The sequence below is a fragment of the Colwellia sp. E2M01 genome (assembly GCF_018860585.1).
Classification (GTDB): Bacteria; Pseudomonadota; Gammaproteobacteria; order Enterobacterales; family Alteromonadaceae; genus Colwellia.
In genome coordinates, this window is sequence record NZ_JAHKPR010000081.1 from 46,733 (window position 1) to 69,333 (window position 22,601).

Consider the following 22,601-nt stretch of genomic DNA (forward strand, 5'->3'; position numbering starts at 1 on the left):
CCGCTAATCCATTCAGTTTAATCCCCACAAACATTCTAAACTGGGCAATTAGATCCGTTGTGCCACCGAATTACATCAGAACAGCCAATTATTTCATTCTACTCTATCCCTTAATAGTGGTTACCGTTAAAGCGCTGAGGTACTTGGCCATAGTCAGGGCTTTAACTAATGATTACCTTGGTTCTTATAAATTTAGCTTTCAATTTTTCTTGAGCGTTTAAGTAAGTAATAAAACACTGGTGTTAGAATTAAGCCAAATACGGTTACGCCAATCATACCTGAGAACACAGTAACTCCCATAGCTTGGCGCATTTCAGAACCTGCTCCTGATGAAAACACCATAGGCACCACTCCCATAATGAAGGCGATAGAAGTCATTAATATTGGGCGTAAGCGTAAGCGACTGGCTTCCTTAATGGCAGATAGTGCGTCCATACCTTTGTCTTGTAACTCTTTGGCAAACTCAACAATTAAAATGGCGTTTTTAGTGGCTAGTCCAAACAACACAATTAACCCTATTTGCGTAAAAATGTTGTTATCACCGCCATAAACCGCTACACCAATTAGCGCACTTAACAGAGTCATCGGTACAATTAAAATAATAGCGATAGGTAAACGTAAGCTTTCATATTGCGAGGCTAACACTAAAAACACTAATAACACAATCAACGGGAATACATACATAGAGGTATTACCGGCTAAAATTTGTTGATATGTTAAGTCGGTCCATTCATAGGCTATGCCCATGGGCAAGGTGTCATTTAGAATTTTCTCTATCGCGGCTTTTGCTTGGTCAGAGCTATAGCCTGCGGCAGGCACACCATTTACCTCTGCGGTGACATAGCCGTTGTAATGCATCACACGATCTGGCCCAACACTATGTTTAATAGTAAGTACCGCTCCTAGTGGGATCATTTCGCCATTTTTATTACGCACTTTTAATTGTTTAATTTGTTCTATGTCTTGGCGAAATGGTGCATCGGCTTGTACATTGACCTGGTAAGAGCGGCCAAATAAATTAAAGTCGTTGACATAAATTGTTCCCAAATAACCTTGCATGGTATCAAATAATGTTTCTATTTCTATACCTAAACTAAGGGCTTTTTTACGATCTACCTGTACATCAAGTTGTGGCACATCGATGGTAAAACTGGTAAAAGCATTAGCTAGTGCGGGGTCTGCTTTGGCTTTAGTAATCACTTCAGTGGTAACTTGCTGTAGGGTTTCAAAACCTAGCGAACCTCTGTCTTCTAATTGCAACCTGAAGCCACCAATGGTGCCCATGCCTCGCACCGGTGGTGGTGGAAATATTGCCACGTTAGCGCCTTTTATTTGGCTAAATTCTTTATTTAAATCTTCGGCGATCTCGGCTGCCGACATTCTTGGTCCTTGCCGCTCAGTAAAAGGTTTTAAAGGAGTAAACATCATGCCCGAACTTGGGTTAATGGATAGACCATTAATACTTAAACCGGCAAAGGCAACTGCGTCAGTTACGCCTGGGTGGGCGGTAACAATCTTTGACATTTCACGAATAACTTGCTCTGAACGGTCAAGTGAAGCTGCATTAGGAAGTTGGGCAAAGGCAACTAAATACATTTTGTCTTGGGGCGGTACATAACCTGTTGGAGTATGCTCAAATTGTTGCCAAGTAATTGCTAATAACCCCACATATAACACACTAATTAAGCCACCTTTACGTACTAAACGATCCACAGCATAAGTGTATTTACCTGAGGCTTTGTCAAATAAACGATTAAAAGGGTTGAACAACCAGCTACCAAATATTTTGTTGATAGCTCGATTTAACCAGTCGTTGTCTTGACCGTGGGGCTTTAACAACAACGCAGCAAGCGCAGGGCTTAAGGTAAGAGAGTTAATTGCTGACAGCACCGTGGAAATAGTAATGGTTAAAGCAAATTGGCGGTAAAATTGCCCGGTTAAACCGCTCATAAACGCGGTGGGAATAAACACCGCCGCTAACACTAACGTGGTGGCAATAATAGGGCCGGTTACTTCTTGCATGGCTTGTTTAGTGGCGTCAATAGGGCTTAAACCTTCAGTAATGTTACGTTCAACGTTTTCAACGACTACGATGGCATCATCAACCACGATGCCGATAGCTAATACTAGGCCAAATAAAGACAAAGCATTGAGAGAAAAACCCATTAAATGCATAAAAGCAAAAGTACCCACCAGAGAAATAGGCACTGCCACAAGGGGAATAATTGATGCGCGCCAGGTTTGTAAAAATAATACGATTACCAGTACCACCAATAACACAGCTTCAAATAAGGTATCGACTACTGCTTTAATTGAGCCGCGCACAAACACAGTGGGATCGTAAACAATTTCATAATCAATGCCTTGGGGGAATAATTTAGATAACTCTGCCATTTTAGCTCGTACATCATCAGAAATTTTTAACGCATTGGATCCCGGCGCTTGAAATACAGGAATTGCGGCTATCGACTCATTATTTAGTAATGGGCGTAAGGTGTAGTTGTCGGCGCCCAGTTCAATTCGAGCAATATCTTTTAATTGGGTGATTTCTCCATTGTCACCGGTTTTAACAATAATTTCTTCAAATTCATCTTGTTCAACTAAGCGCCCTTGAACGTTGATTAACCATTGAAATTCGCTGGTACCAGTAGGTTGTGCACCAAGGCTACCTGATGCCACCTGTTGGTTTTGTGAACGAATGGCATTAACCACATCGCTTGGGTTTAAATTAAGTGCTGCCAATTTGTTGGGATCTAGCCATACCCGCATACTGTAGTCACCAGCACCAAATATCCGTACTTGGCCAACACCCTCAATGCGCGTTAACTCATCTTTAATGTATTGGTCGGCGTAGTTTGCCAAATATAAATTATTGTAACGGCCATTGGGCGAAGTTAAATGTACTGCCAACGTTAGGTTAGGTGATGATTTTTCGGTAACCACACCTAAACGTTGTACTTCTTCAGGTAGACGCGGAATAGCCCTGTTTACTCTATTTTGTACTAATGTAGTTGCTTCATCTGGGTTTGTTCCTATGGCAAAAGTGACGGTTAATGTCATGGTGCCGGCGGAGTTTGCCAATGAAGATTGATAGAGCATATTTTCTACGCCATTAATTTCTTGTTCAAGCACCGTAGCAACGGTTTCAGCTATTACGGTGGGGTTTGCCCCAGGGTAGTTGGCTGTAACTACCACAGTAGGTGGTACTACATCTGGGTATTCAGTAATGGGTAACTGCCAAACAGCAATAGCTCCGCCAAGAAACACAAGAATTGATAAAGCCGCAGCAAAAATAGGGCGATGAATGAAAAATTGAGAAAAATTCATTTATTGTTCACCTAATGTTTTTACTGGAAGGAGCTGAGCAAGGTAGTTACTGTGGTCTATTTTCTGCTGCCATGTTTGTAATACATTTAATGCATCTTCATCTGCCATATCGATTAATTTAGGTGTGACTAAGCTACCCGGGCGTACACGTTGTAAGCCATTTAAAATAATAGTGTCATTATTATCTAAGCCACTTTTAATGATGCGTAATGCGCCAATTTTATCGCCCATTGTAATGGCACGGTATTGAACTTTATTTTCTTCATCAACGACCAAAACATATTTATTACTTAGGTCGGTTCCAATGGCTTTTTCAGCAATTAATACGCCTTGTTCTGTTTTATTGCTTGCCAACCTTAAATGAGCAAATAAGCCAGGCATTAGGTTACCTGCTTGATTATCAAATACTGCACGCACCCGTAATGTGCCGGTTTGTGTATTCACTTGGTTATCAACAAAGTTTAATTTACCCCAATGTTGATATTCACTTTCATTTGCTAAGCGCATAACAACGGTTTGAGTCGCTGCTTTGTTATTATTAGGTTGCTTTTTTTGATAATTTAACCAGGTGGCTTCATCAATATCAAAATAGGCGTAAAGTTGTTTAGTTGACACAATAGATGTCATGATTGTTGAACCAGCCGTGACATAATTCCCTTCAGTGATATTGGCACTAGAAATACGCCCAGAAATTGGCGCTTCAACACGGGTAAAACTTTGGTTGAGTACGGCTAAATCAAGCGCTGCTGTACTTTGGGAAACTTTTGCTTTTGCTTGCACAGCGTCAGACTCTCGAGTGTCTAAAATTTCTTTTGAAATCGCTTTGCGCTTATACAATGCTTGTGCACGCTTGACATATTGTTTTGCTAATACTAAACGGCTTTTCGCTTCATCTAATAAGGCTTGTAAACGGGCAACTTCCGCATTAAATTGGCGGTTATCAATATAAAATAAGGTATCTCCTTGATTCACCAATTCGCCTTCTTCAAACGTAACTGATTCGATATAACCTGATACTCTTGGACGAAGTAATACCGCTTTTGAGGATTCAAGCCGGCCCGTAAAGTTATCCCATTCGGTAATTCGTTGGCTAATAACTTTTGCAGCATCAACAGAAATACTTTGTGGAAGGGGGGAATACGGTAATTTAGCGCTAGAATTATCGCCGCATGCGCTTATGATCGTCGTTAAAAATGCGATAATCATGGTATAAATAAATTTTTCTATAACAGACATAACTAAACTCTCTTTAAACGAGTAGTATTAAAACTGTTAATATTATTAACGCTTATTACTTATAAAAATAATTATCTTTTTGTATGTAATGCATCATAATAAATGATGTATTATGGTAAATAATAACAAATAGCCTGTTGGTGTTTATGCGACCACAAGAACTGAATTTACTGATGATTTTTGATGCCATTATGACTGAAGGTAGCATTACCCGAGCTGCCGATCATCTAGCATTAACTCAGCCGGCGGTTTCTAATGCGCTTGCCCGAATGCGAGTAACATGGAAAGACGAGCTATTTATTAAAGATGGCCGAAATATTCAACCAACAGCATTTGCTAATAACTTATGGCGTCAAATTCAAGGGCCGTTAGGGTCGTTAGCACATGCCATTAATCAAAGTGAATTTAACCCCGCAACGGCGCAGCGTACATTTCGTATTTCTGCGGCTGATATGTTTGTAGAAATAATATGGGGGCCACTGCGAAAAATTATTGAACAGCAGGCGCCAGGAATAAATATTCATGCTATTCCAAACCGCGCAGTAGAAGCGGCTAATGTACTTAAAGACGCAGAAGCTGAGTTAGCGATTAACCGTTATACTTTGTCTGAAAGTGTTATTCGAGCCGAGCACTTATTAAAACCTCAATATGTTGTGCTAATGCGGCCAGGTCACCCATTAGTAAATAAAAAGCTTACCGTTGACAGTTTTGCCAATAGCGACCATTTACTGGTTTCTATTACCGGAGATATTTTAGGGCCGTCAGATCAGGCTTTACGTGTTTTAGGTTTAAAACGACGTGTTGCAATGACTGTTAATAATGCAGCCAATGTTCCGAATATACTTAAAAATACCGACTTAATTTGTGTGATCCCTTCAATTGCTTTAGAGCATGAAATATTCACAAAGCAACTTGCGGTACTTAAAAGCCCTATAGATACACCACCAACGCCGGTTTCAATTATTTGGCATAAACGACAAGATAATGATGCTGGCCTTCAATGGATTCGTCGTCACATTGTTAATATATTGCGTCAACGAGCAGAAAAGCATGACAAAATCATAGCCGATGTTATTCAAACGAATGGTAAGATTAATTGAGGAAAATCAACCTGCACTGCTTAGCCGTTTAAATATCAATTCAGAAAACTGGTTAACGCTGTCAAAATATTTTAGAACGCTTTTTCATGGTGCCGTTGGTCACAGTGACGTATTGTCAGATTATTGTGCGCATAAAGGTTTGAAACGGAGAACGAATGTCAATTGTTGTGATAAGTTTTTGGCGTAACGTCTCAGAGTCTATTATCCAACTTATTTTCTATTACCACACTAATGCTGATGTTTTTTCATGCTTAAAAAACAGCATTCAGCCAATGAAATTCAACGTTATGTAAATATTATTCAATTTTAGAATTTATTAGTAAGTATTGGCCATTATTGCAAATGGTTATTGAGCTTGTGGTATAGTTTTATTTTAAGGCACTTCATAAGCGAGTGTCCTAATTATTTCCTCTTCCTAATAACCTCATTATTTTTTTATAAAAATTAATAGAATATTTACTGTTTTTAATGAATTAAAGAAATACAAATCACCTTCTATAATATCTTTTAATAAGCTCAGTATCTTGGCATAAAACTTCATAATAACGATAATTTTCGTACTTTAAATAACCATCAATAAATAGCTATATTGAAAAATGTTTAATGTAAATTGTATACAAAATGATCTTGTGGTCATTTTCTGTTTAGCTTATGGTGTCTAACAATATAAATGTATAAAGAGCTATTTTTGCATTTATTATTATAAAAAAATTATAACAATATTATAACAAGGGGTTTGTAATGATTAGAAAACGATCTTTTCTTAGTACAAGTATTGCGCTTTCATTAGCAGCTTTTGGTGCTCAAGCATATGCTGAAACCATTTCAGTAGAAGCAGAGTTATTTGATAATTTTGGTGGTACCTTTGACGATGGCCAACCTAACCCAGTAACCATATATACAACGAATGGCCAAGGCGCTATTAGCTATGTTAATGCACAGGACTTTGTTGATTATGATATTACTGCTAATGGTGGTGAATATACGATTGAATATATGGTTGGCACAAGCGTAGCTGCTAACCCGACCATTGAAGTACTTGTTAAAAGTAATAATGGTGAGTGGCAAAGCCAAGGCACTGTAGCAGTACCTTTAGGTAGCTGGGATAACTTTCAGCCATTAACTGCCTCGCATACAGTCACATTACCAGCCGGTAATTCAACAGTTCGATTACATGCCATTGGTCCAAATTGGCAATGGAACCTTGAGTCATTTAAATTAACTTCAAATACAATAACCAACCCAACTGACCCTGTTAATGATGTTGTTGTAAACTTAGAAAATTTTACCAATACAGGTAAAACCGGTGCAGCTGTTGCGGGTGATTCTGTTGTAGGCTTTGGTCAAACGAGTCAAGGTATTAACTTTAATACTGTCGGCGATTATGGTGATTACAGCGTAACATTTGATACGGCCGGTACTTATAGCGCTAAAGTCTCTGTAGGAACAACAGTTCAAGCACAAGTTGGTGCTGAAGTTCTCTTAAATAATACCGTTGTCGCGTCTGAATACCTCTCTAGTACGGGTGGTTGGGATACTTATCAAAACTTTGATCTCAATGGTGATATTGTTATCCCTAGTGCTGGCACTTATACCATCCGATTACGTAGTCATGGTGCTGCAAATTGGCAGTGGAATGGCGATGAATTAACGTTCGTATACGAATCAAATGAAACCGGAAATGCTAATCCAGGTACAGGTAATCCAGGCAATGGCGAAATACATTTGGAAGCACCATTAGCTCTACCGGCTAATCGTCAAATTGAAAAATCTTCAGTATTTTATACTTATCCGCAAAATTCAAACTTAGCTGCCTTTAATGATTTTGGTGCCGATGGAGCATTTTGGGGACACATGCCAGAACATGATCTTTACGATAACTCTGTGCTTTCTACTTGGATAAACGACGTACAAGCTTATCGTAATAAAGGCTTAGAATATATTGCACGCGGTGAATTCGATTGGGGTTTCCGTTGGTTTACTGAATATACTGGTGATCCAACCTCTCATTGGGTTCGTACTTTAGATGGTGACATAGTGACAATGTCATTTATGGGTGACTTTATGTACCAAGGCTACCCGAATGGCTGGTTAAGTAATCATAGTCCTGTTTTTGTTGATTACTTTAAATCACAAGTAGATGCATTATTAAGTGCAAATGTATCCCATATAATGTTTGACTCTCAAACGTCATCGACTAGATCCACAGACATGAATCAGTTTGGTGGTGATTTCTCGACTATGGCAATGGATGGTTTTAGAGCATATATGCGTGATAAATACACTACCGCGCAATTAGCTGCCAAAGGTATTAATAATATTAATAACTTTAACTACCGAGATTTCCTAATATCGGCTGGTTACAACCATACAACTTATATGGCTGGAGCAAACCGAATTAGTGGTGGTGTACCTCTGTTTGATGATTTTATTTATTTTAATCGCGAAGTACTGAATGAAAAAATGGCTGAAGTGTTTGATTACATTCGCTCTAAAGATGCCAATATTGAAATTGGAGCAACTACCGCAATATCAGAAGCGCGAGGTTATATTTTTGATAAAGACTTAACCTTTTTAGCTGGTGAACTTGCAATGAACTCGGCTGTTACCAATGAAATGCCAATTAGTATTATTACTCACTTAAAAGGCGCTGAAGCGGTTGATAAAACATTAGTATACTTCCCGTACCCTTGGGATTTTGCCAATTTGTATGACCGAAACTCTCCGGCATTAGCGCGTACTTGGATAGCACAATCTTATGCAATGGGCGCTATCTTCTCTATTCCAGCGAATATTTGGATAGGTGATGCCGGCGTATGGTCACCAGGAGCAGATAATTATCGTGACCTTTATCAGTTTGCTGATAACAACAGTAATTTATTAGATGGTTACGATGCGTATTCTAAAGTAGGTTTAGTAGCACCAATGATGGCGTCACTTGATGCTACTTGGATTGACGGAAGTAATACACTTCAAGGTAGCATTAGAACGCTTATCGAAAGTAACTTAAACTTTGATTTACTTGTCTTTGGTGACCCAGGTCATCCTGTTGTACCTACTCAGGCTCAGCTAGATAGTTTACAAACTATTATTGTTGATGGAGATAGAAAGTACTTAACAGATGGTCAGAATGCTTTAGTTGATGCATACGATGGTAGAGTATTGGATTTAAATGATAATGCTGACACTGCAGCGATTAATGCACTTAAAGCAAATCATATATCTGTCACTGTTAATGGCGCAGCGGCTGATGCTACAGTAACGGCGTTATCGAGAGTACATGAAAGCAACAATAATGCACCATATGTTGTTCAGTTATTGAATAGACCTGTTAACCCAAGCAATGGTGTCACACCAGTATTAGGTACAGTTAAAATTGCAATCCCACAAGGGTACTTCCCAGAAGGGGTTACAACCGCAAAGGTACATTTACCGGGTAAAAATTCAGTTAACGCGAATATTACTAATAATGCTCAAGGTGACTCAGTTATTACGGTAAATAACTTAGGTGTTTGGGGAATTATTGAACTAGCACATTAGTATTAAATAAAGAACGATCATACAAAAGGGCCTCATTGAGGCCCTTTTTATATATCCGTTATCAGTTAAAGTCTAAATTAACAGGGACAGTCGCTCAAAGTTGAATATTAGACGGATTTTAGCTACATTATTAATCACCGTTTATGGCTTAATATATTTTTACATTCCGCCTATTTTAAGTGTACCGAATCCGCATATTGCTAAGCTATTTGAGTTACTACCTGTAGCCTGTTATTCAGTTATTCTTTATGTACCAGAATATCCTGCGCAAGAGAAAAAAATAGTCGTGTGGCTAGCTTGTTTAGCTTGGTTCGTTATTTTTTTAATTCTCTTATATTTTAAAGTATATGTTTGGTGAGGTGATAAATACTCATACAAGCCATTCAAGCAGGGAAAAAACAGCTAGTTTTTTTACCGTACCTTGCTTATTTTAACCCACTATTTTAGTCCGTTTAGCATGGTGCTGAGGCTGTAGGGTAATTCCCACTGAAATCGAACGCTTCGAAAGATAAACAGACCTGGTTTCAGAAATTAATAACCTGCCTTTGCTAAGTCCCACAAAAATTAAAAAATAGCAGATATTTGATACTTTTATACATAATTAGTGTATTTCGTACCATAAAAGCATAATATTATGTGTTAATTGTTAACAAAGGTTGTTGATAAAACTACTTATATTAAGTGAGAGCTATATGACTATTAGTATTTTTCCTGATCCGTTTGAGCAAGCAAGAACTACAGATGGCGTTAGTACCATTGACGATCAAAACGACCCTGTAACTATGGTTATGGGATTAAAAGATGTTCGCAAATGTGCTCATAACTGGAAATCTTTTCAATCAGGCGGTGAAGAGGTTGGACGTATTGTTGTGCCATCTGAAGCAGCAATAAGAGACGTTCGTCAAATACCTTTTGAAGTTGACCCACCAGAGCATGGAGGCTTTAGAAAGTTGGTAGAGCCTTGGTTTAAGCGACCACTTGAGGCTGATTATCAGGAGAAGCTGAAAGTTATTATTGATGAGTTAGTCGAAGAGGCAATTAAGCAGCCTAAAATCGAAGTTGTTGAGGAATTTGCACTTAAATTGCAATCACGCGCATTAACCTTATTACTGAATACTCCGTTTGAAGAATCAGAAGTTTGGATTGGCTGGGGTACACATGTATTTCGCAGTAAAGATACAGACTTAGACGGTGATAAAGCTAACTTGTTATACGATTATATTGATAAAGAAATAGAGAAAGCAATCGCTAACCCTAATGATAATTTTTACTCGGTATTACTTGCTAGTGAAGTCAATGGTAAAAAATTAACTAAAGAAGAAATTAAAGGGGTTATCAGCCTTACTTTTGCGGGTGGTCGAGACACGGTAATTAATGCTGTTACTAATACTATTGCTTATTTTTCTGAGCACCCTGAATCTTTACAGCGCCTTCATGATGAGCCTGAAATAACAACGAAAGCGGTTGAAGAGTTAGTACGTTATTTTTCGCCTTTAACCCATATGGGGCGTGTGGTAACAGAAGATACAGCAGTATGTGAACATGCAGTGAAAGCTGACAGCCGTATTTCATTATGTTGGGCATCAGCAAACCGAGATGCTAAAGCCTTTGAAAATCCTGATGAAGTGGTTCTGGATAGAAAACTAAATCCACATGTTGGCTTTGGCTTTAGTACACATAATTGTCTAGGCGCTACACATGCGCGTCAAATATTGGCAATACTTATTGGTTCGTTATCATCAAAACTTAGCAGTATCGATGCATTCGAAAATGAAGAAAATATAGAAGACTGGCAACAGTTTCAGCGTAAAGTTGGTTTTCATTCATTGAATGTAGCCTTTAACGCTAAATAATCCTTATTTAATATTAATTTAAATAAACTAAATTAATCAGTTACACAATAAAAAGAGAGCACCCAAATGGCTAAAATTACTTTTATAACACAAGACGATGAACAAATTACCCTAGAAGCAGACTCTGGCTCAGTAATGGAGTTAGCAGTAGAAAATGGTATAGCAGGTATTGATGGTGATTGCGGCGGCGTTTGTTCGTGTGCTACCTGTCACGTACATGTTAAACCAGAGCATCAAGCTAAAGTTGGCGAAGCCAGTGAAATTGAGCAAGACATGTTAGAGCTTGATGATGAAGCGAATGAATATAGCCGTTTATGTTGTCAAATTGAAGTATCGGACGACATAGATGGTGTTATTTTTAAGGTTGCTCATTAGTTTTTAGCTGATTTAAAAATTAACGCTTAAAGTTACTCATTATGTTAAAAAAGGATAAATCATGTCATTAACAGTTGAACAAACATGCATAATTATTGGTGCTAGTCATGGCGGAGTTAGTGCTGCTTTTGCATTGCGTAAAGAAGGCTGGCAAGGAAGTATATTACTCATTGATAGCGATCCATGTTTACCTTATCACCGTCCGCCTTTATCTAAAGCGTATTTAACGAGTAGCGATAATGTACAACCGCAAATTATAAAACCTGAAGCGAGTTATGAAAAAAACAACATAACATTGAAGTTAGGTGTGTTAGTTACTAATTTTGATAAAGAAAATCAAGTTGTCAGTCTGAATAACGGTGAAGCACTTAACTATGACAAGCTTATTATTGCCACTGGTGCTCGACCATTTATCCCTCCTATCACAGGTATAGAGCAGGCTAAAAATCTGTTTGCTTTAAGAACACAAGCTGATGTAGAACAAATTAGGGAAGCTGTTACACATAGTAAGCACAAAAGAGTGGTTATTATAGGTGGCGGTTATATCGGTTTGGAAACCGCCGCATCGATTAAAAAATTAGGTGGAGAAGTAACTGTATTAGAAAGAGAAAGCCGTTTACTTGCTCGTGTTACCTCTCCAGAAATGTCTGATTATTTTAAGCAGTTACATATTAGTAACGGCGTAACTATTGAGACAAATCAAAATGTCAAATCAATACAAAATATTGATGGTACGCAAGTGGTTTGTTGTGAGAATGAACAAACGTTTACTGCCGATATTATTATTGTTGGCGTCGGTATTCGGGTAAATCAAGAACTTGCTCAACAAGCGGGTTTAACAGTAGAAAATGGCATTACCGTTAACGAACAATGTCAAACGAGCAATGAAAATATTTTCGCGATTGGTGACTGCGCATATCATCATAATAAACACTATGACCGTTGGTTACGTTTAGAGTCAGTACAAAATGCGGTTGATCAAGCAAAAATATCTGCGGCAGTTATTTGTGGTAAAGACGTTAGTTACGATGCACTACCTTGGTTTTGGTCTGATCAATTTGATGTGAAATTACAAATGGTTGGTTTAGCTACAGGTTATGATGATGTCATTATCCGTAAAGAAGTAGAAGAAGCATCAAAGTTTTCGGTTTGGTATTTTAAAGGAGCGGAATTACTTGCCGTTGATGCAATAAATCATGCTAAAGCTTACGTTTTAGGCACCAAGCTAATTAAAAATAAAACTGTTATCAATAAAACACAACTTGCTAATGAAGAACTGCCGTTGTCGATTGATAACCTAACTTAAATTAAATTAACTGGGCTTAAAATAACTGGGCTTAAAATAACTGGGCTTAAAATAACTGAGCTTAAACTGAGTCTACTTTAACTACTAACCTTCACAGAGAAGAAAGTTCAATAGTTAAAAAAGCTCAGTAGTTAACAAAAAACCTAGATACAGTCTGTTCTAGGTTTTACATCTCTTGCAACGCATTCATGGCTCTAATTTAACGTTAAATAACGTTGCAATGAGCGTATTCCAATAATCATAAACAAATAAGAGTATCACTATGATCCAAGCAAAAGCAGTCATTTCAAATGGCCAAGGTAAATTTGAACTAACGACAATTAATGTTGGTAAACCAGGTCCAGGTGAAGTTAGAGTTAAAATTAAAGCCTCGGGTATTTGCCATACTGATTGGGACTCTATCCAAAACTGGAACAAAAACTTTATCGTCGGCCATGAAGGTGCTGGTGTTGTAGAAAGCATTGGTGAAAATGTTTCAGGCTTAGCTATTGGTGATAAGGTGATTCTAAATTGGGCGATACCTTGCGGTGAATGTTTTCAATGTCGAGAAGGGAATTTACACATTTGTGAACAAAATTCCCCTGTTTGTGGCTGTGGTTTAAGTGGTCATGCGCATATTGAAAGCAGTACCCATAATGAAGATCCTATTGAGCGTTCTTTTCACTTAGGTACCATGTGTGAATACGCGGTAGTTAAATCGGAAGCCGTTGTAAAAATAGATAGTGCTATTTCATATGCTGCGGCCTCAATTATTGGTTGTGGTGTCATGACAGGTTGGGGGTCAGTGGTTAATGCTGCCAATGTTACAGTAGGTAGCAGTGTATGTGTTATTGGTTGTGGTGGTGTTGGTTTAAATGTCATTCAAGCGGCTAAGCAATCTGGTGCAGCCAAAATTATTGCCATTGACATAAATGAAGAAAGACTTGAACAAGCTAAAAAATTTGGGGCGACACAGGGCGTTGTTGCGAGTAAAACTGATATTGACTTTGTTGATGTTAAAGCAAAAGTACGAGAGTTAACCGACGGCCGTGGTGCTGATTACGCCTTTGAATGTACTGCAATACCAGCATTAGGTTCGGCGCCATTAGCATTAATACGCAGCGCCGGAAAAGCCGTGCAAGTGAGCGGTATTGAACAACGTATCGATTTTGACTGTGAATTATTTGAATGGGATAAAATATACATCAACCCTCTTTACGGTATGTGTAACCCAGAGCGAGACTTTAATCGTATTCTCTCATTATATAATAACGGTGATATGAAACTTGAAGAGTTAGTGACTAAAACCTATACACTGGAAACATTAAGTGAAGGACTAGATGATATGTTAAATGGTCGTATTGCTAAAGGCGTGGTGATTATCGACTCATCAGCAGAGAATTAGGATTAATTTTTATGGCTATTTTACGCGTTGAAAAATCGAATCCTGAATACACGCCTGCTAACACGACGACATTAACCTTATATAGTAGTAATATAGGTGGTCGCCAAGATATCAGTGTATACCACAGCGGTAAACAAACAGAGCATACGCCGATCATAGTATTACTTCACGGAGTATATGGCTCAAATTGGGTATGGATGCAACTTGGTGGTGTAGAGAAGGTTTACGAGCAATTAAAACAAGAAGGTTTAAATGATTTTGTTTTAGTTATGCCATCAGATGGCGGTTTATGGGACGGCTCAGCTTATTTACCTTTATCTGAGCAGGGTAATTATGAAGCCTGGATAGTCGATGATGTCATAAATGGTGTTATTGATAATATTGATGGGGTTAGCCAGCAGAGCAACGTTTATATTACAGGCTTGTCTATGGGGGGCTACGGCGCTTTGAGGTTAGGTGCTAAATACCCAACTCAATTTAAAGGCATCTCAGCACATTCGTCGGTAACATCACTTGATGATCTACAACAGTTTACCGATACCCCTGTTGCTAATTACCAGTGTGATTTTGAAAATGAAGCAGATATTACTTATTGGCTAAAAAAGAACAAAGACACACTACCACCGTTACGATTTGATTGTGGCAAAGACGACACTTTATTTGAGAGTAACTTGGTATTATGTAGTGCTATGGATAAACTCAATATCAACTACCAATTTGAGTCATTATCAGGAACTCATGAATGGGCTTATTGGCATGAAAACATAGTAAAAACATTCAACTTCTTTAATAGCATAGAGCTTAACTCTAATTAAACCTAATTAAAGCTTACAACATTGTTTTGTGAGAATAATAAAATAAAAACACCATTAAGTTATTTAACTTAATGGTGTTTTTTTTATTCATCTTTAGCTGTTTTATTTACTATAAAACAGCTAAAGGTATGTGGCGTTTAATTACCACCAGGTACCATAAATAATTACCAATATAATTACACAACCCATCGCGGCAATATTAAATGATTTTTCCGTAGAGAAGTTAATCGTATCAATGTTTACAGAAGTGTCCTGATCACTTGGTTTACCCATAAGTGATACAAGCATTGACATCAATATACATAAAATAAATACAAGACCTATGCGGTCCATAAACGGTAATTCAGGCCATAAAAATTTAAAGGCGAGTGAAAATATAGCTGAACTAATTGCCGCCGCTAGTGCACCTGTAGATGTTGTTCTTTTCCAAAACATACCCATGATAAATATTGCGGTAATTCCCGGAGAAAACAACCCTGTAAACTCTTGAATATATTGAAAAGCTTGGTCAAACTTACCTAATAAGGGCTGTGCAGTAATTAGTGCCAATATTAATGCAACCACGGTTGTTATTCTTCCTACACCCACATAATGGTTTTGACTCTTATTTGGTTTAATACTCTTGTATAAATCCATTGTAAAAATAGTAGAAATACTATTAGTCATCGAGGCAAGAGAAGAAACAATCGCGGCAACCAAAGCAGCAAACACTAACCCTTTAATACCTGAAGGCATTAAGCCCATCATCGACGGATAAGCTTGATCAGGTTTAGTGAGTGTTGGAAATAATATTATTGCTGCGATACCAGGTAATACAACAATAAAAGGCATAATCAGTTTTAAATAAGCAGCAAAAACAATACCTTTCTGTGCTTCTTGTATGCTTTTAGCGGCTAAAGCTCGTTGAATGATATATTGGTTAAAACCCCAATATCCTATATTCATCACCCATAAACCACCAATAAGTACAGAAATACCTGGTAAGCTCATGTAATTAGGATTATCAGAGCTTAAAATCATATCAAAATGATCAGGGGCTTTTTCTGTTAAAATGTTGAATCCGGCGAATAGACCTTCGCCATTAGATACTTGTGTAAGGGCAAGGTAGCTTAAGAATAACCCACCAAATACCAATAAAACAACTTGAATTATATCAGTAAAAGCAACTGCTTTTAAGCCACCATAAAGTGAGTAAGCTACTGAAAAAATAGCAAGGAAAATCATACCTACCATCCAGTCTATACCCGTAACCGTTTGTATTGCTAATCCGCCTAACCATAAAATAGAGGTTAAGTTAACAAAGACAAATACCACTAACCAAAATAAAGCTAAGGTTGTCTTAACTCTGCCATCAAAACGTTGTTCAAGATATTGTGGCATGGTAAATATTTTATTTTTTAAAAATATAGGTAACAGGTATTTTCCTACCAATACCAAGGTTATTGCCCCCATCCATTCATAAGAAGCAATAGCCAAACCAATAGCATAACCAGAGCCTGACATTCCTATTATTTGTTCCGCTGAAATATTGGCTGCAATTAACGAAGCTCCTATTGCCCACCAAGGAAGTGATTTACTTGCAAGAAAGTAATCTTCTGTGTTTCTGTCGCCTTTATGGTCATTTCTTGAAATCCATAAAGCAATACAAAGTAGTACTATCACATAAGTGATAAAAACGGTGAAATCTAGTGTATCTAACATTATTAACTTACCTTTTATGGCTAAATAGACGCTGATAGGCGTTATTTAGTTGTTATTTTTTATGACATTGAAACATGAAAAGTAAATAAAAAATAGCAGGAGAGGAAGTGATTTATTCAAGAAATATTATGAAAGTTATATTATGATTCTAATAAATATCATATAAATGTCTTTTTTTGATGGTGTTTAATGGTATTTGTATGATATATGTTAATTATATGATGATTTAGGGATGGCCAATATAGTTAAATATAAATAGTTAATTGTTTACTATTTTTGTTTTTTTGTATGAGTTGTATTTAATTTTTCGTGTTTTTTAAATGATTATTGTTGATATAGTATGAGTAAAGAACAAGTATATTGTGAGCCGTTTTGTATTGAAGAGGGCTATCAATTTGAAATACATAAGGTTAAATACGATCAAGCCTCTTCTTATTCTTGTTTTATGCATTTTCATGAAGTGCATGAATTGATTCTTTTTGAGCAAATTGAAGGTAAATATTTTTACAGTCAGGGAGAGTCTGAGTTACAAAATAACGATATTGTTTATACTCCTGCATTAGAAACCCATGACTTTAAACTCAATCAGCAGCAAAAGTCGTGGTATATCATTCAGTTTATTCCAGAGCTTTTTAATGATGTTGAATTAAAAAAAATTGCGGGTAAATTTGAGAGAGGTCAACATCTGCGTTTAAAAGGCGAGCATCTAGCAATTGTACAAAGTCAGGTTAAATGGTTGCACCAAAGTTATCTTGAAAACCCATTAAGTGGCATTAGTTTAACTTTATTACGTTTACTAATACTTTGGATAGCTGAGCATGCTAACCAAGTTAACCCACCAAATACCTTGCCTATATATTCAAGCGTCGGTTACCAAAAAATAGCTCCGGTTATTGATTTATTCCGCCAAAACTCTAGCGTAGAATTAACGTTAGTTGAGGCGGCAGAAAAATGTTTTATGTCACCATCACATTTTTCTCGATTATTTAAATCTATCTTTAGATGCAACTATTCGGAATACAGTTTGCGTCATAAACTATATTCTGCAGCGCGTTTAATTAGTCAAACCGATCGCTCTATTACAGATATTAGCTTCGACCTCTATTTTTCTAGCCCATCTCATTTTATCTCTCAGTTCAAAAAACAATTTAAAGTTACTCCTTTTAATTACAGAAAAAACCTTAAAAAAAGAGCCGAGACAACCTCTCAAACATAAAAATTAACCGCCAATATACTCATTTATTTCTGCGTAAAACACTATAAATCAATCTGCTTTTATTTATTCACAAATCTTTATTTATCTTGAAATTAGAAATAACACTTGTAAAAAACATTGTTTACAATTAACAATGTATTTATTGTTGTGTGATGGTCAAGGTAGTAGGAATGCTTTTTATGTTGAAAAATTTTAATCGAGTTATTAATCAAATTAAAAAAAACTTTATACAAGCAACGTTTTATATTGTGCTAAGTTTATTAATTTGTGCATGTGGGCAACAGATTTCAACGGTAAAGAATCAAACAGCTAGTCAAAAAGCTAAGCAAAAAATTACTATTAAAGAGGTTGAAACTGAGAGTGCTTCACAGCAGCAAATAACAAATAAATCACATCCTCGCCCCAATATTGTTTTAATACTTATTGATGACTTAAGTCACTTTGGGTTTACCACCTATGGCTCAAATATTATTCGTTCTAATGAAGGACGTTTTGCAGATAAAACATTTGAAACAGTCAATATTGATAAGTTAGCCAGTGAAGGTATTCGTTTTGAACGAGCATATACTCACCCACTTTGTGAGAATACAAGAGTCGCGTTAATGAGTGGCAAACAGAATAACCGAAACTTTATTGGACCAAAATCGCTACATGAATCAGATATAACCTTTGGCGATATATTTAAACGCGCAGGTTACTCAACGGGTATGTTTGGCAAGTGGAAACAAACACGTGGAACAAAAACAAAACCTGGTAAGGATTATATTTCAGAATTTGGTTGGGATGAATACACTGCATTTGATGTAACTGAAGAAGGGCAACGCTTTATAAATCCTAATATCGTAGTAAATGGAGAGCCGGTTGATTACAGGGGCAGAACAGACTTAGACCCAGAAACAGGAAGAAGGTGGTATGGCCCAGATATATTTAATCGACATGCTTTATCATTTATTGAAGATAATAAAGACAAACCGTTTTTTCTCTATTACCCAATGGCGTTAGTGCATGATGATCATAAACCGACCCCTGATACTTTACCTCATTCAATATTTGATAATTTTGATGAAGCGCCTCATAACAAAAATAATCATCAAGGTGATGATCCGCAGTATATTACTGATATGATTGAATATACAGACAAGCTTATTGGCAAAGTAGTCGCAAAATTAGAGGAATTATCCCTTAGAGAGAATACGATAATTATTGTTATGGGAGATAACGGCACCAAACAAATTTTTGATCATATTATGCCCAATGGCTCCGTTTACCCTGCAAGAAAAGGAGGCAATTCGGATAATGGCATTCATGTGGGGTTGATTGTTAATCAACCCAGTATAACCAATAAGTCCAGTACCTTGGACAATAAGCAAAAAGTTTATGATGGGTTAGTTTATGTTACCGATGTACTACCAACAATAGCGCAGGCGGCTAATATTTCGTTAAATGAATACCCTGAGATAGATGGAATAAGTTTTTGGCCTCAAGTTCTTGGTTCAAAAAAAGAAGAAAGAACAACTATTCATAGTTGGTTTATTGGCAATACTCATTATCAAGATGATACTAACCCTATAAAAGTGGAGTTTGTTTTTGATAAAAACTTTAAACGTTATGCGCCAAGTGTTTTATTCCCACAGGGACGATTCTTTGATCTTAGAAGTGATTATTTAGAGAGAGCAGGAGATACCTATGTAGAAATAAAGTGGGGATTACGTCGTTATAGTGGTTTAAATATAAATACATTAACAGCTGAGCAAAAATCAGCCTATGACCGGTTAGGGTTGGAATTAAATAATAAAAAAATAGTGCAAGCAGAATCAATAAATATACTTTCTAACAATAACAATAACAATAACAATAACAATAACAATAACAATAACAATAACAATAACAATAACAATGAAAATAAAAAGGGTAAGTTTCAATTAGCCATTGGTCAGAGTGAAATATTACGATATCAATTAGAGCCAGAAAATAGTACTCGAAATGGTGTTATTTGGAAAAGTAGTAATGAAAAAGTTGCGAGTATTGATAAATTTGGAGTACTCACTGGGCTAAGCTCTGGTGAGGCTTTAATAGAAATATATTCTTGGTCAGATGCAAATCCTTTAGCGAATAATACTGATCCAGAAATAAGTCGCAGTGGTATTTCTGACTCAATACTTGTAACAGTAATGAAGTAAGACATGTTCAACTAGGTCAGCTAAATCTTTAACTTATCAGTAATTCGTCCTATTAATTAATAATAAGTGTTGATAGTTAATTGTTTACAATATAGTCTTGGTAATAAATTTTATTTTGAATTATAAGGACGAATAATGAACCGCAATAATTTACCAAGGCTTGCGATAGCTTTAATCATGCCGCTAATTGTGTCAGCGTGTAATGAAAATAGTACTGCAGACACACCAAAAACTAGCATCTCTCAAGAACAGAGTCAGGATGCCTTTGCAAAGGAAACGCTATTAACAACGTTAATCCCTTTTGACTCAGAAAAACAACTTGACTGGTTAAAGCCAACCTCAACAGAAGTTAACGTTGATAAAAATTCAAAAATAAATATTAAGTTCTTAGCAGATACTAATATATCAACATTGCGTATCGAGCCCAACTCACCATGGAACATGAATGAATTTCCAAACTATAATTTAGCGTTTGATGTGATAAATGTTCAATCTAAATCGGTACATTTTTATCTTTCAGTAGAAAATGAAAAGGGTGAATATCAAAGTCGCTCAGTCAGTATTCCTGGAAATTATGAAGGGACTATTTATTTTCCTCTAACCGGACAGCAAGCAGAGACTGAAGCTGGTTTTTGGGGAGATGCGCTACCATGGAAAACGGATGATGTGTTAATGGTATGGCGTTCATGGCGCTCTGGTAACGTCAACTTAGATACTATTGCTGCACTTAATTTTTTCACCATTGGCTTACTCGAAGATAAACAAGTTGAAATTAGTGACATTCGTATTAGGCAAAATCCTGAGCTAGATCCTACTTGGCAAGTTAACATAGTTGATCAGTTTGGACAAAATGCAAAAATTGATACTCCGCTTAAGGTATCGTCAGTGCAAGAACTGCAAAAGGTTGCTAACGAAGAGCTACAGCAACTTGCTAAAAGTAAAGGGATGGATAACCGATCTGAATACGGTGGCTACACTGCAGGCCCTAAACTTAAAGCGACCGGTTATTTTCGTACTGAAAAAGTTGATGGAAAATGGTGGATGGTTGATCCACTAGGCTATGTATTCTTTTCTCACGGACCAGCGAATGTTCGTATGGCAAATTTATCAACCTTAACAGGGGTAGATTACGCTGATGATTCTATTCGGGTTCGTCACGCTGATGAATTAGTACCTGAAGATTCTATGGGAAGTGTTAGTATTCCAGCAAAAATTAAAGAAACTAACTTCGTTCAGTCAGAATTAAGAAATAAAATGTTTGAATGGTTACCTGATTACAGCGACCCGTTAGCAAAACATTATAGTTACCGTCGTTCAACTCACAAAGGCGCTATTCCGCATGGCGAAACGTACAGTTTTTATCAAGCCAATTTAGAGCGTAAATATGGTGAAGAGGCAATGGAGCCTACCGTGAATAAATGGCACGAAGTCACCATTGACCGTATGAAAGATTGGGGCTTTACCTCTTTTGGTAACTGGGTTGATCCAGCATTTTATGAAGCGAAACAAGTGCCTTACTTTGCCAATGGTTGGATCATCGGAGACTTTAAAACCTTATCAGGTAAGAAAAACCATTGGGGTTTAATGCCAGATCCTTATGACCCTCTATTCTCTGAACGTGCTCAAGCGACTATAGATGAGATCGCCAATAAAGTTAAAGCGTCGCCATGGTGTGCGGGTATCTTTATCGACAATGAGAAAAGTTGGGGTGCAAGAGAAGGTACGGTTGAAGATAAATATGGTCTAATTTTAGACGCATTGTCTAAAGATGCTAATGAAAGTCCAGCTAAAAAAGCTTTTAGTGCACATATCAAGAAAAAATATAAAGATATTGCCGTACTAAATAAAACTTGGGATACCAGTTTTACTTCTTGGACTCAAGTATCAAAAAGCATTACTTTTGAAGAGCATAATGATGCATTAGTTGCTGACTTATCTAAAATGTTAGAAATGCTTGGTGAGCAATACTTTATCGTAGTGCATAACACTTTAGAGAAAGTATTGCCAAACCATCTTTATATGGGCGCAAGAATGGCAAACTGGGGTATGCCGGATGAAATCATTAAAGCATCGATTAAGTATTCAGATGTATTAAGTTTTAATATTTATGAAGAGGGTGTTCAAGCGCATTATTGGGACTTCTTAGAAAAAGTTGATTTACCTGTAACTATTGGTGAGTTCCATATCGGTAGTTCACCAGATTCAGGCTTATATAACCCTGGTATTGTTCATGCAAGTGGACAAAAAGATCGTGCCGAAAAATATAAAGCTTATATGGAAAGTGTACTTAATAAACCTTACATGGTTGGCGCACACTGGTTTCAATATGTTGATGAGCCTATCACAGGTAGAGCATTTGATGGTGAGAATGCCAATATTGGTTTTGTTACTGTTACCGATGTTCCATATCCAGAATTAGTTGGTGCAGTGAAAGATGTTACCTCAACCATGTACCAAAAGAGATTAGCAACTGAAAAATAAATAGGTTTAAACTACATCATAGAAAACCAAACTATAAATAACCAAAGCAGCTAATAACTGCTTTGGTTATTTGGTTTTAGTAAAGTC

General features: G+C 36.9%; 13 protein-coding genes. 10 read left to right on the forward strand and 3 right to left on the reverse strand.

All coding sequences use genetic code 11. The features are described from left to right. Positions 1-192: 192 nt before the first annotated feature. Positions 193-3,327 (reverse strand): multidrug efflux RND transporter permease subunit, encoded by a 3,135-nt coding sequence (locus KO502_RS15475; protein ID WP_216023472.1) that lies wholly within the window; start codon positions 3,325-3,327, stop codon positions 193-195. After that, positions 3,328-4,563 carry an efflux RND transporter periplasmic adaptor subunit gene (locus KO502_RS15480; RefSeq protein ID WP_252730796.1) on the reverse strand — a complete coding sequence of 412 codons (1,236 nt, stop codon included), beginning with the start codon at positions 4,561-4,563 and terminating at the stop codon, positions 3,328-3,330. 146 nt (positions 4,564-4,709) lie between these two features. Between KO502_RS15480 and KO502_RS15485 the strand changes: the two genes are divergently transcribed. The 7 genes from KO502_RS15485 to KO502_RS15515 all read left to right on the forward strand — a co-directional run bounded on the left by KO502_RS15485 (position 4,710) and on the right by KO502_RS15515 (position 14,936). After that, positions 4,710-5,663 (forward strand): LysR family transcriptional regulator, encoded by a 954-nt coding sequence (locus KO502_RS15485; RefSeq protein WP_216023473.1) that lies wholly within the window; start codon positions 4,710-4,712, stop codon positions 5,661-5,663. Between the two features lie 741 nt (positions 5,664-6,404). After that, positions 6,405-9,203 carry a carbohydrate-binding protein gene (locus KO502_RS15490; RefSeq protein ID WP_216023474.1) on the forward strand — a complete coding sequence of 933 codons (2,799 nt, stop codon included), beginning with the start codon at positions 6,405-6,407 and terminating at the stop codon, positions 9,201-9,203. A 692-nt stretch (positions 9,204-9,895) separates the two neighbouring features. Next, positions 9,896-11,056, forward strand: a complete 1,161-nt coding sequence (locus tag KO502_RS15495) for a cytochrome P450 (RefSeq protein WP_216023475.1) — start codon at positions 9,896-9,898, stop codon at positions 11,054-11,056. Positions 11,057-11,122: 66 nt separating this feature from the next. Continuing rightward, positions 11,123-11,431 carry a 2Fe-2S iron-sulfur cluster-binding protein gene (locus tag KO502_RS15500; RefSeq protein ID WP_216023476.1) on the forward strand — a complete coding sequence of 103 codons (309 nt, stop codon included), beginning with the start codon at positions 11,123-11,125 and terminating at the stop codon, positions 11,429-11,431. 61 nt (positions 11,432-11,492) lie between these two features. Continuing rightward, on the forward strand, positions 11,493-12,737 hold the full coding sequence (locus KO502_RS15505; RefSeq protein WP_216023477.1) for an FAD-dependent oxidoreductase: 1,245 nt from the start codon (positions 11,493-11,495) through the stop codon (positions 12,735-12,737). 262 nt (positions 12,738-12,999) lie between these two features. Next, positions 13,000-14,121, forward strand: a complete 1,122-nt coding sequence (locus KO502_RS15510; protein ID WP_216023478.1) for a Zn-dependent alcohol dehydrogenase — start codon at positions 13,000-13,002, stop codon at positions 14,119-14,121. Between the two features lie 11 nt (positions 14,122-14,132). Continuing rightward, positions 14,133-14,936 (forward strand): alpha/beta hydrolase-fold protein, encoded by an 804-nt coding sequence (locus tag KO502_RS15515; protein ID WP_216023479.1) that lies wholly within the window; start codon positions 14,133-14,135, stop codon positions 14,934-14,936. A 141-nt stretch (positions 14,937-15,077) separates the two neighbouring features. Here KO502_RS15515 and KO502_RS15520 read toward each other — a convergent pair whose 3' ends face one another. Further along, positions 15,078-16,637: a sodium/sugar symporter gene (locus KO502_RS15520; protein WP_216023480.1), complete on the reverse strand. Its 1,560-nt coding sequence runs from the start codon at positions 16,635-16,637 to the stop codon at positions 15,078-15,080. Between the two features lie 340 nt (positions 16,638-16,977). On the opposite strand from KO502_RS15520, the gene KO502_RS15525 reads away from it, so the two are divergent. The 3 genes from KO502_RS15525 (at position 16,978) to KO502_RS15535 (ending at position 22,514) form a co-directional block, all read left to right on the forward strand. Beyond that, positions 16,978-17,853: a helix-turn-helix transcriptional regulator gene (locus KO502_RS15525; RefSeq protein ID WP_216023481.1), complete on the forward strand. Its 876-nt coding sequence runs from the start codon at positions 16,978-16,980 to the stop codon at positions 17,851-17,853. A gap of 179 nt (positions 17,854-18,032) precedes the next feature. Then, positions 18,033-20,033 (forward strand): sulfatase-like hydrolase/transferase, encoded by a 2,001-nt coding sequence (locus KO502_RS15530; protein ID WP_216023482.1) that lies wholly within the window; start codon positions 18,033-18,035, stop codon positions 20,031-20,033. Between the two features lie 135 nt (positions 20,034-20,168). Next, a complete protein-coding gene (locus tag KO502_RS15535) occupies positions 20,169-22,514 on the forward strand; it encodes an agarase (protein ID WP_216023483.1) in 2,346 nt (781 codons plus the stop codon). Positions 22,515-22,601: the final 87 nt, after the last annotated feature.

Excerpts from the sequence above, each read along its gene's own strand:
- KO502_RS15525 (WP_216023481.1), top strand. The coding sequence starts at position 16,978 with ATGAGTAAAGAACAAGTATATTGTGAGCCGTTTTGTATTGAAGAGGGC.
- KO502_RS15485 (WP_216023473.1), top strand. The coding sequence starts at position 4,710 with ATGCGACCACAAGAACTGAATTTACTGATGATTTTTGATGCCATTATG.
- KO502_RS15495 (WP_216023475.1), top strand. The coding sequence starts at position 9,896 with ATGACTATTAGTATTTTTCCTGATCCGTTTGAGCAAGCAAGAACTACA.
- KO502_RS15510 (WP_216023478.1), top strand. The coding sequence starts at position 13,000 with ATGATCCAAGCAAAAGCAGTCATTTCAAATGGCCAAGGTAAATTTGAA.
- KO502_RS15535 (WP_216023483.1), top strand. The coding sequence starts at position 20,169 with ATGAACCGCAATAATTTACCAAGGCTTGCGATAGCTTTAATCATGCCG.
- KO502_RS15475 (WP_216023472.1), bottom strand. The coding sequence starts at position 3,327 with ATGAATTTTTCTCAATTTTTCATTCATCGCCCTATTTTTGCTGCGGCT.
- KO502_RS15520 (WP_216023480.1), bottom strand. The coding sequence starts at position 16,637 with ATGTTAGATACACTAGATTTCACCGTTTTTATCACTTATGTGATAGTA.
- KO502_RS15530 (WP_216023482.1), top strand. The coding sequence starts at position 18,033 with ATGTTGAAAAATTTTAATCGAGTTATTAATCAAATTAAAAAAAACTTT.
- KO502_RS15490 (WP_216023474.1), top strand. The coding sequence starts at position 6,405 with ATGATTAGAAAACGATCTTTTCTTAGTACAAGTATTGCGCTTTCATTA.
- KO502_RS15515 (WP_216023479.1), top strand. The coding sequence starts at position 14,133 with ATGGCTATTTTACGCGTTGAAAAATCGAATCCTGAATACACGCCTGCT.
- KO502_RS15480 (WP_252730796.1), bottom strand. The coding sequence starts at position 4,563 with ATGTCTGTTATAGAAAAATTTATTTATACCATGATTATCGCATTTTTA.
- KO502_RS15505 (WP_216023477.1), top strand. The coding sequence starts at position 11,493 with ATGTCATTAACAGTTGAACAAACATGCATAATTATTGGTGCTAGTCAT.
- KO502_RS15500 (WP_216023476.1), top strand. The coding sequence starts at position 11,123 with ATGGCTAAAATTACTTTTATAACACAAGACGATGAACAAATTACCCTA.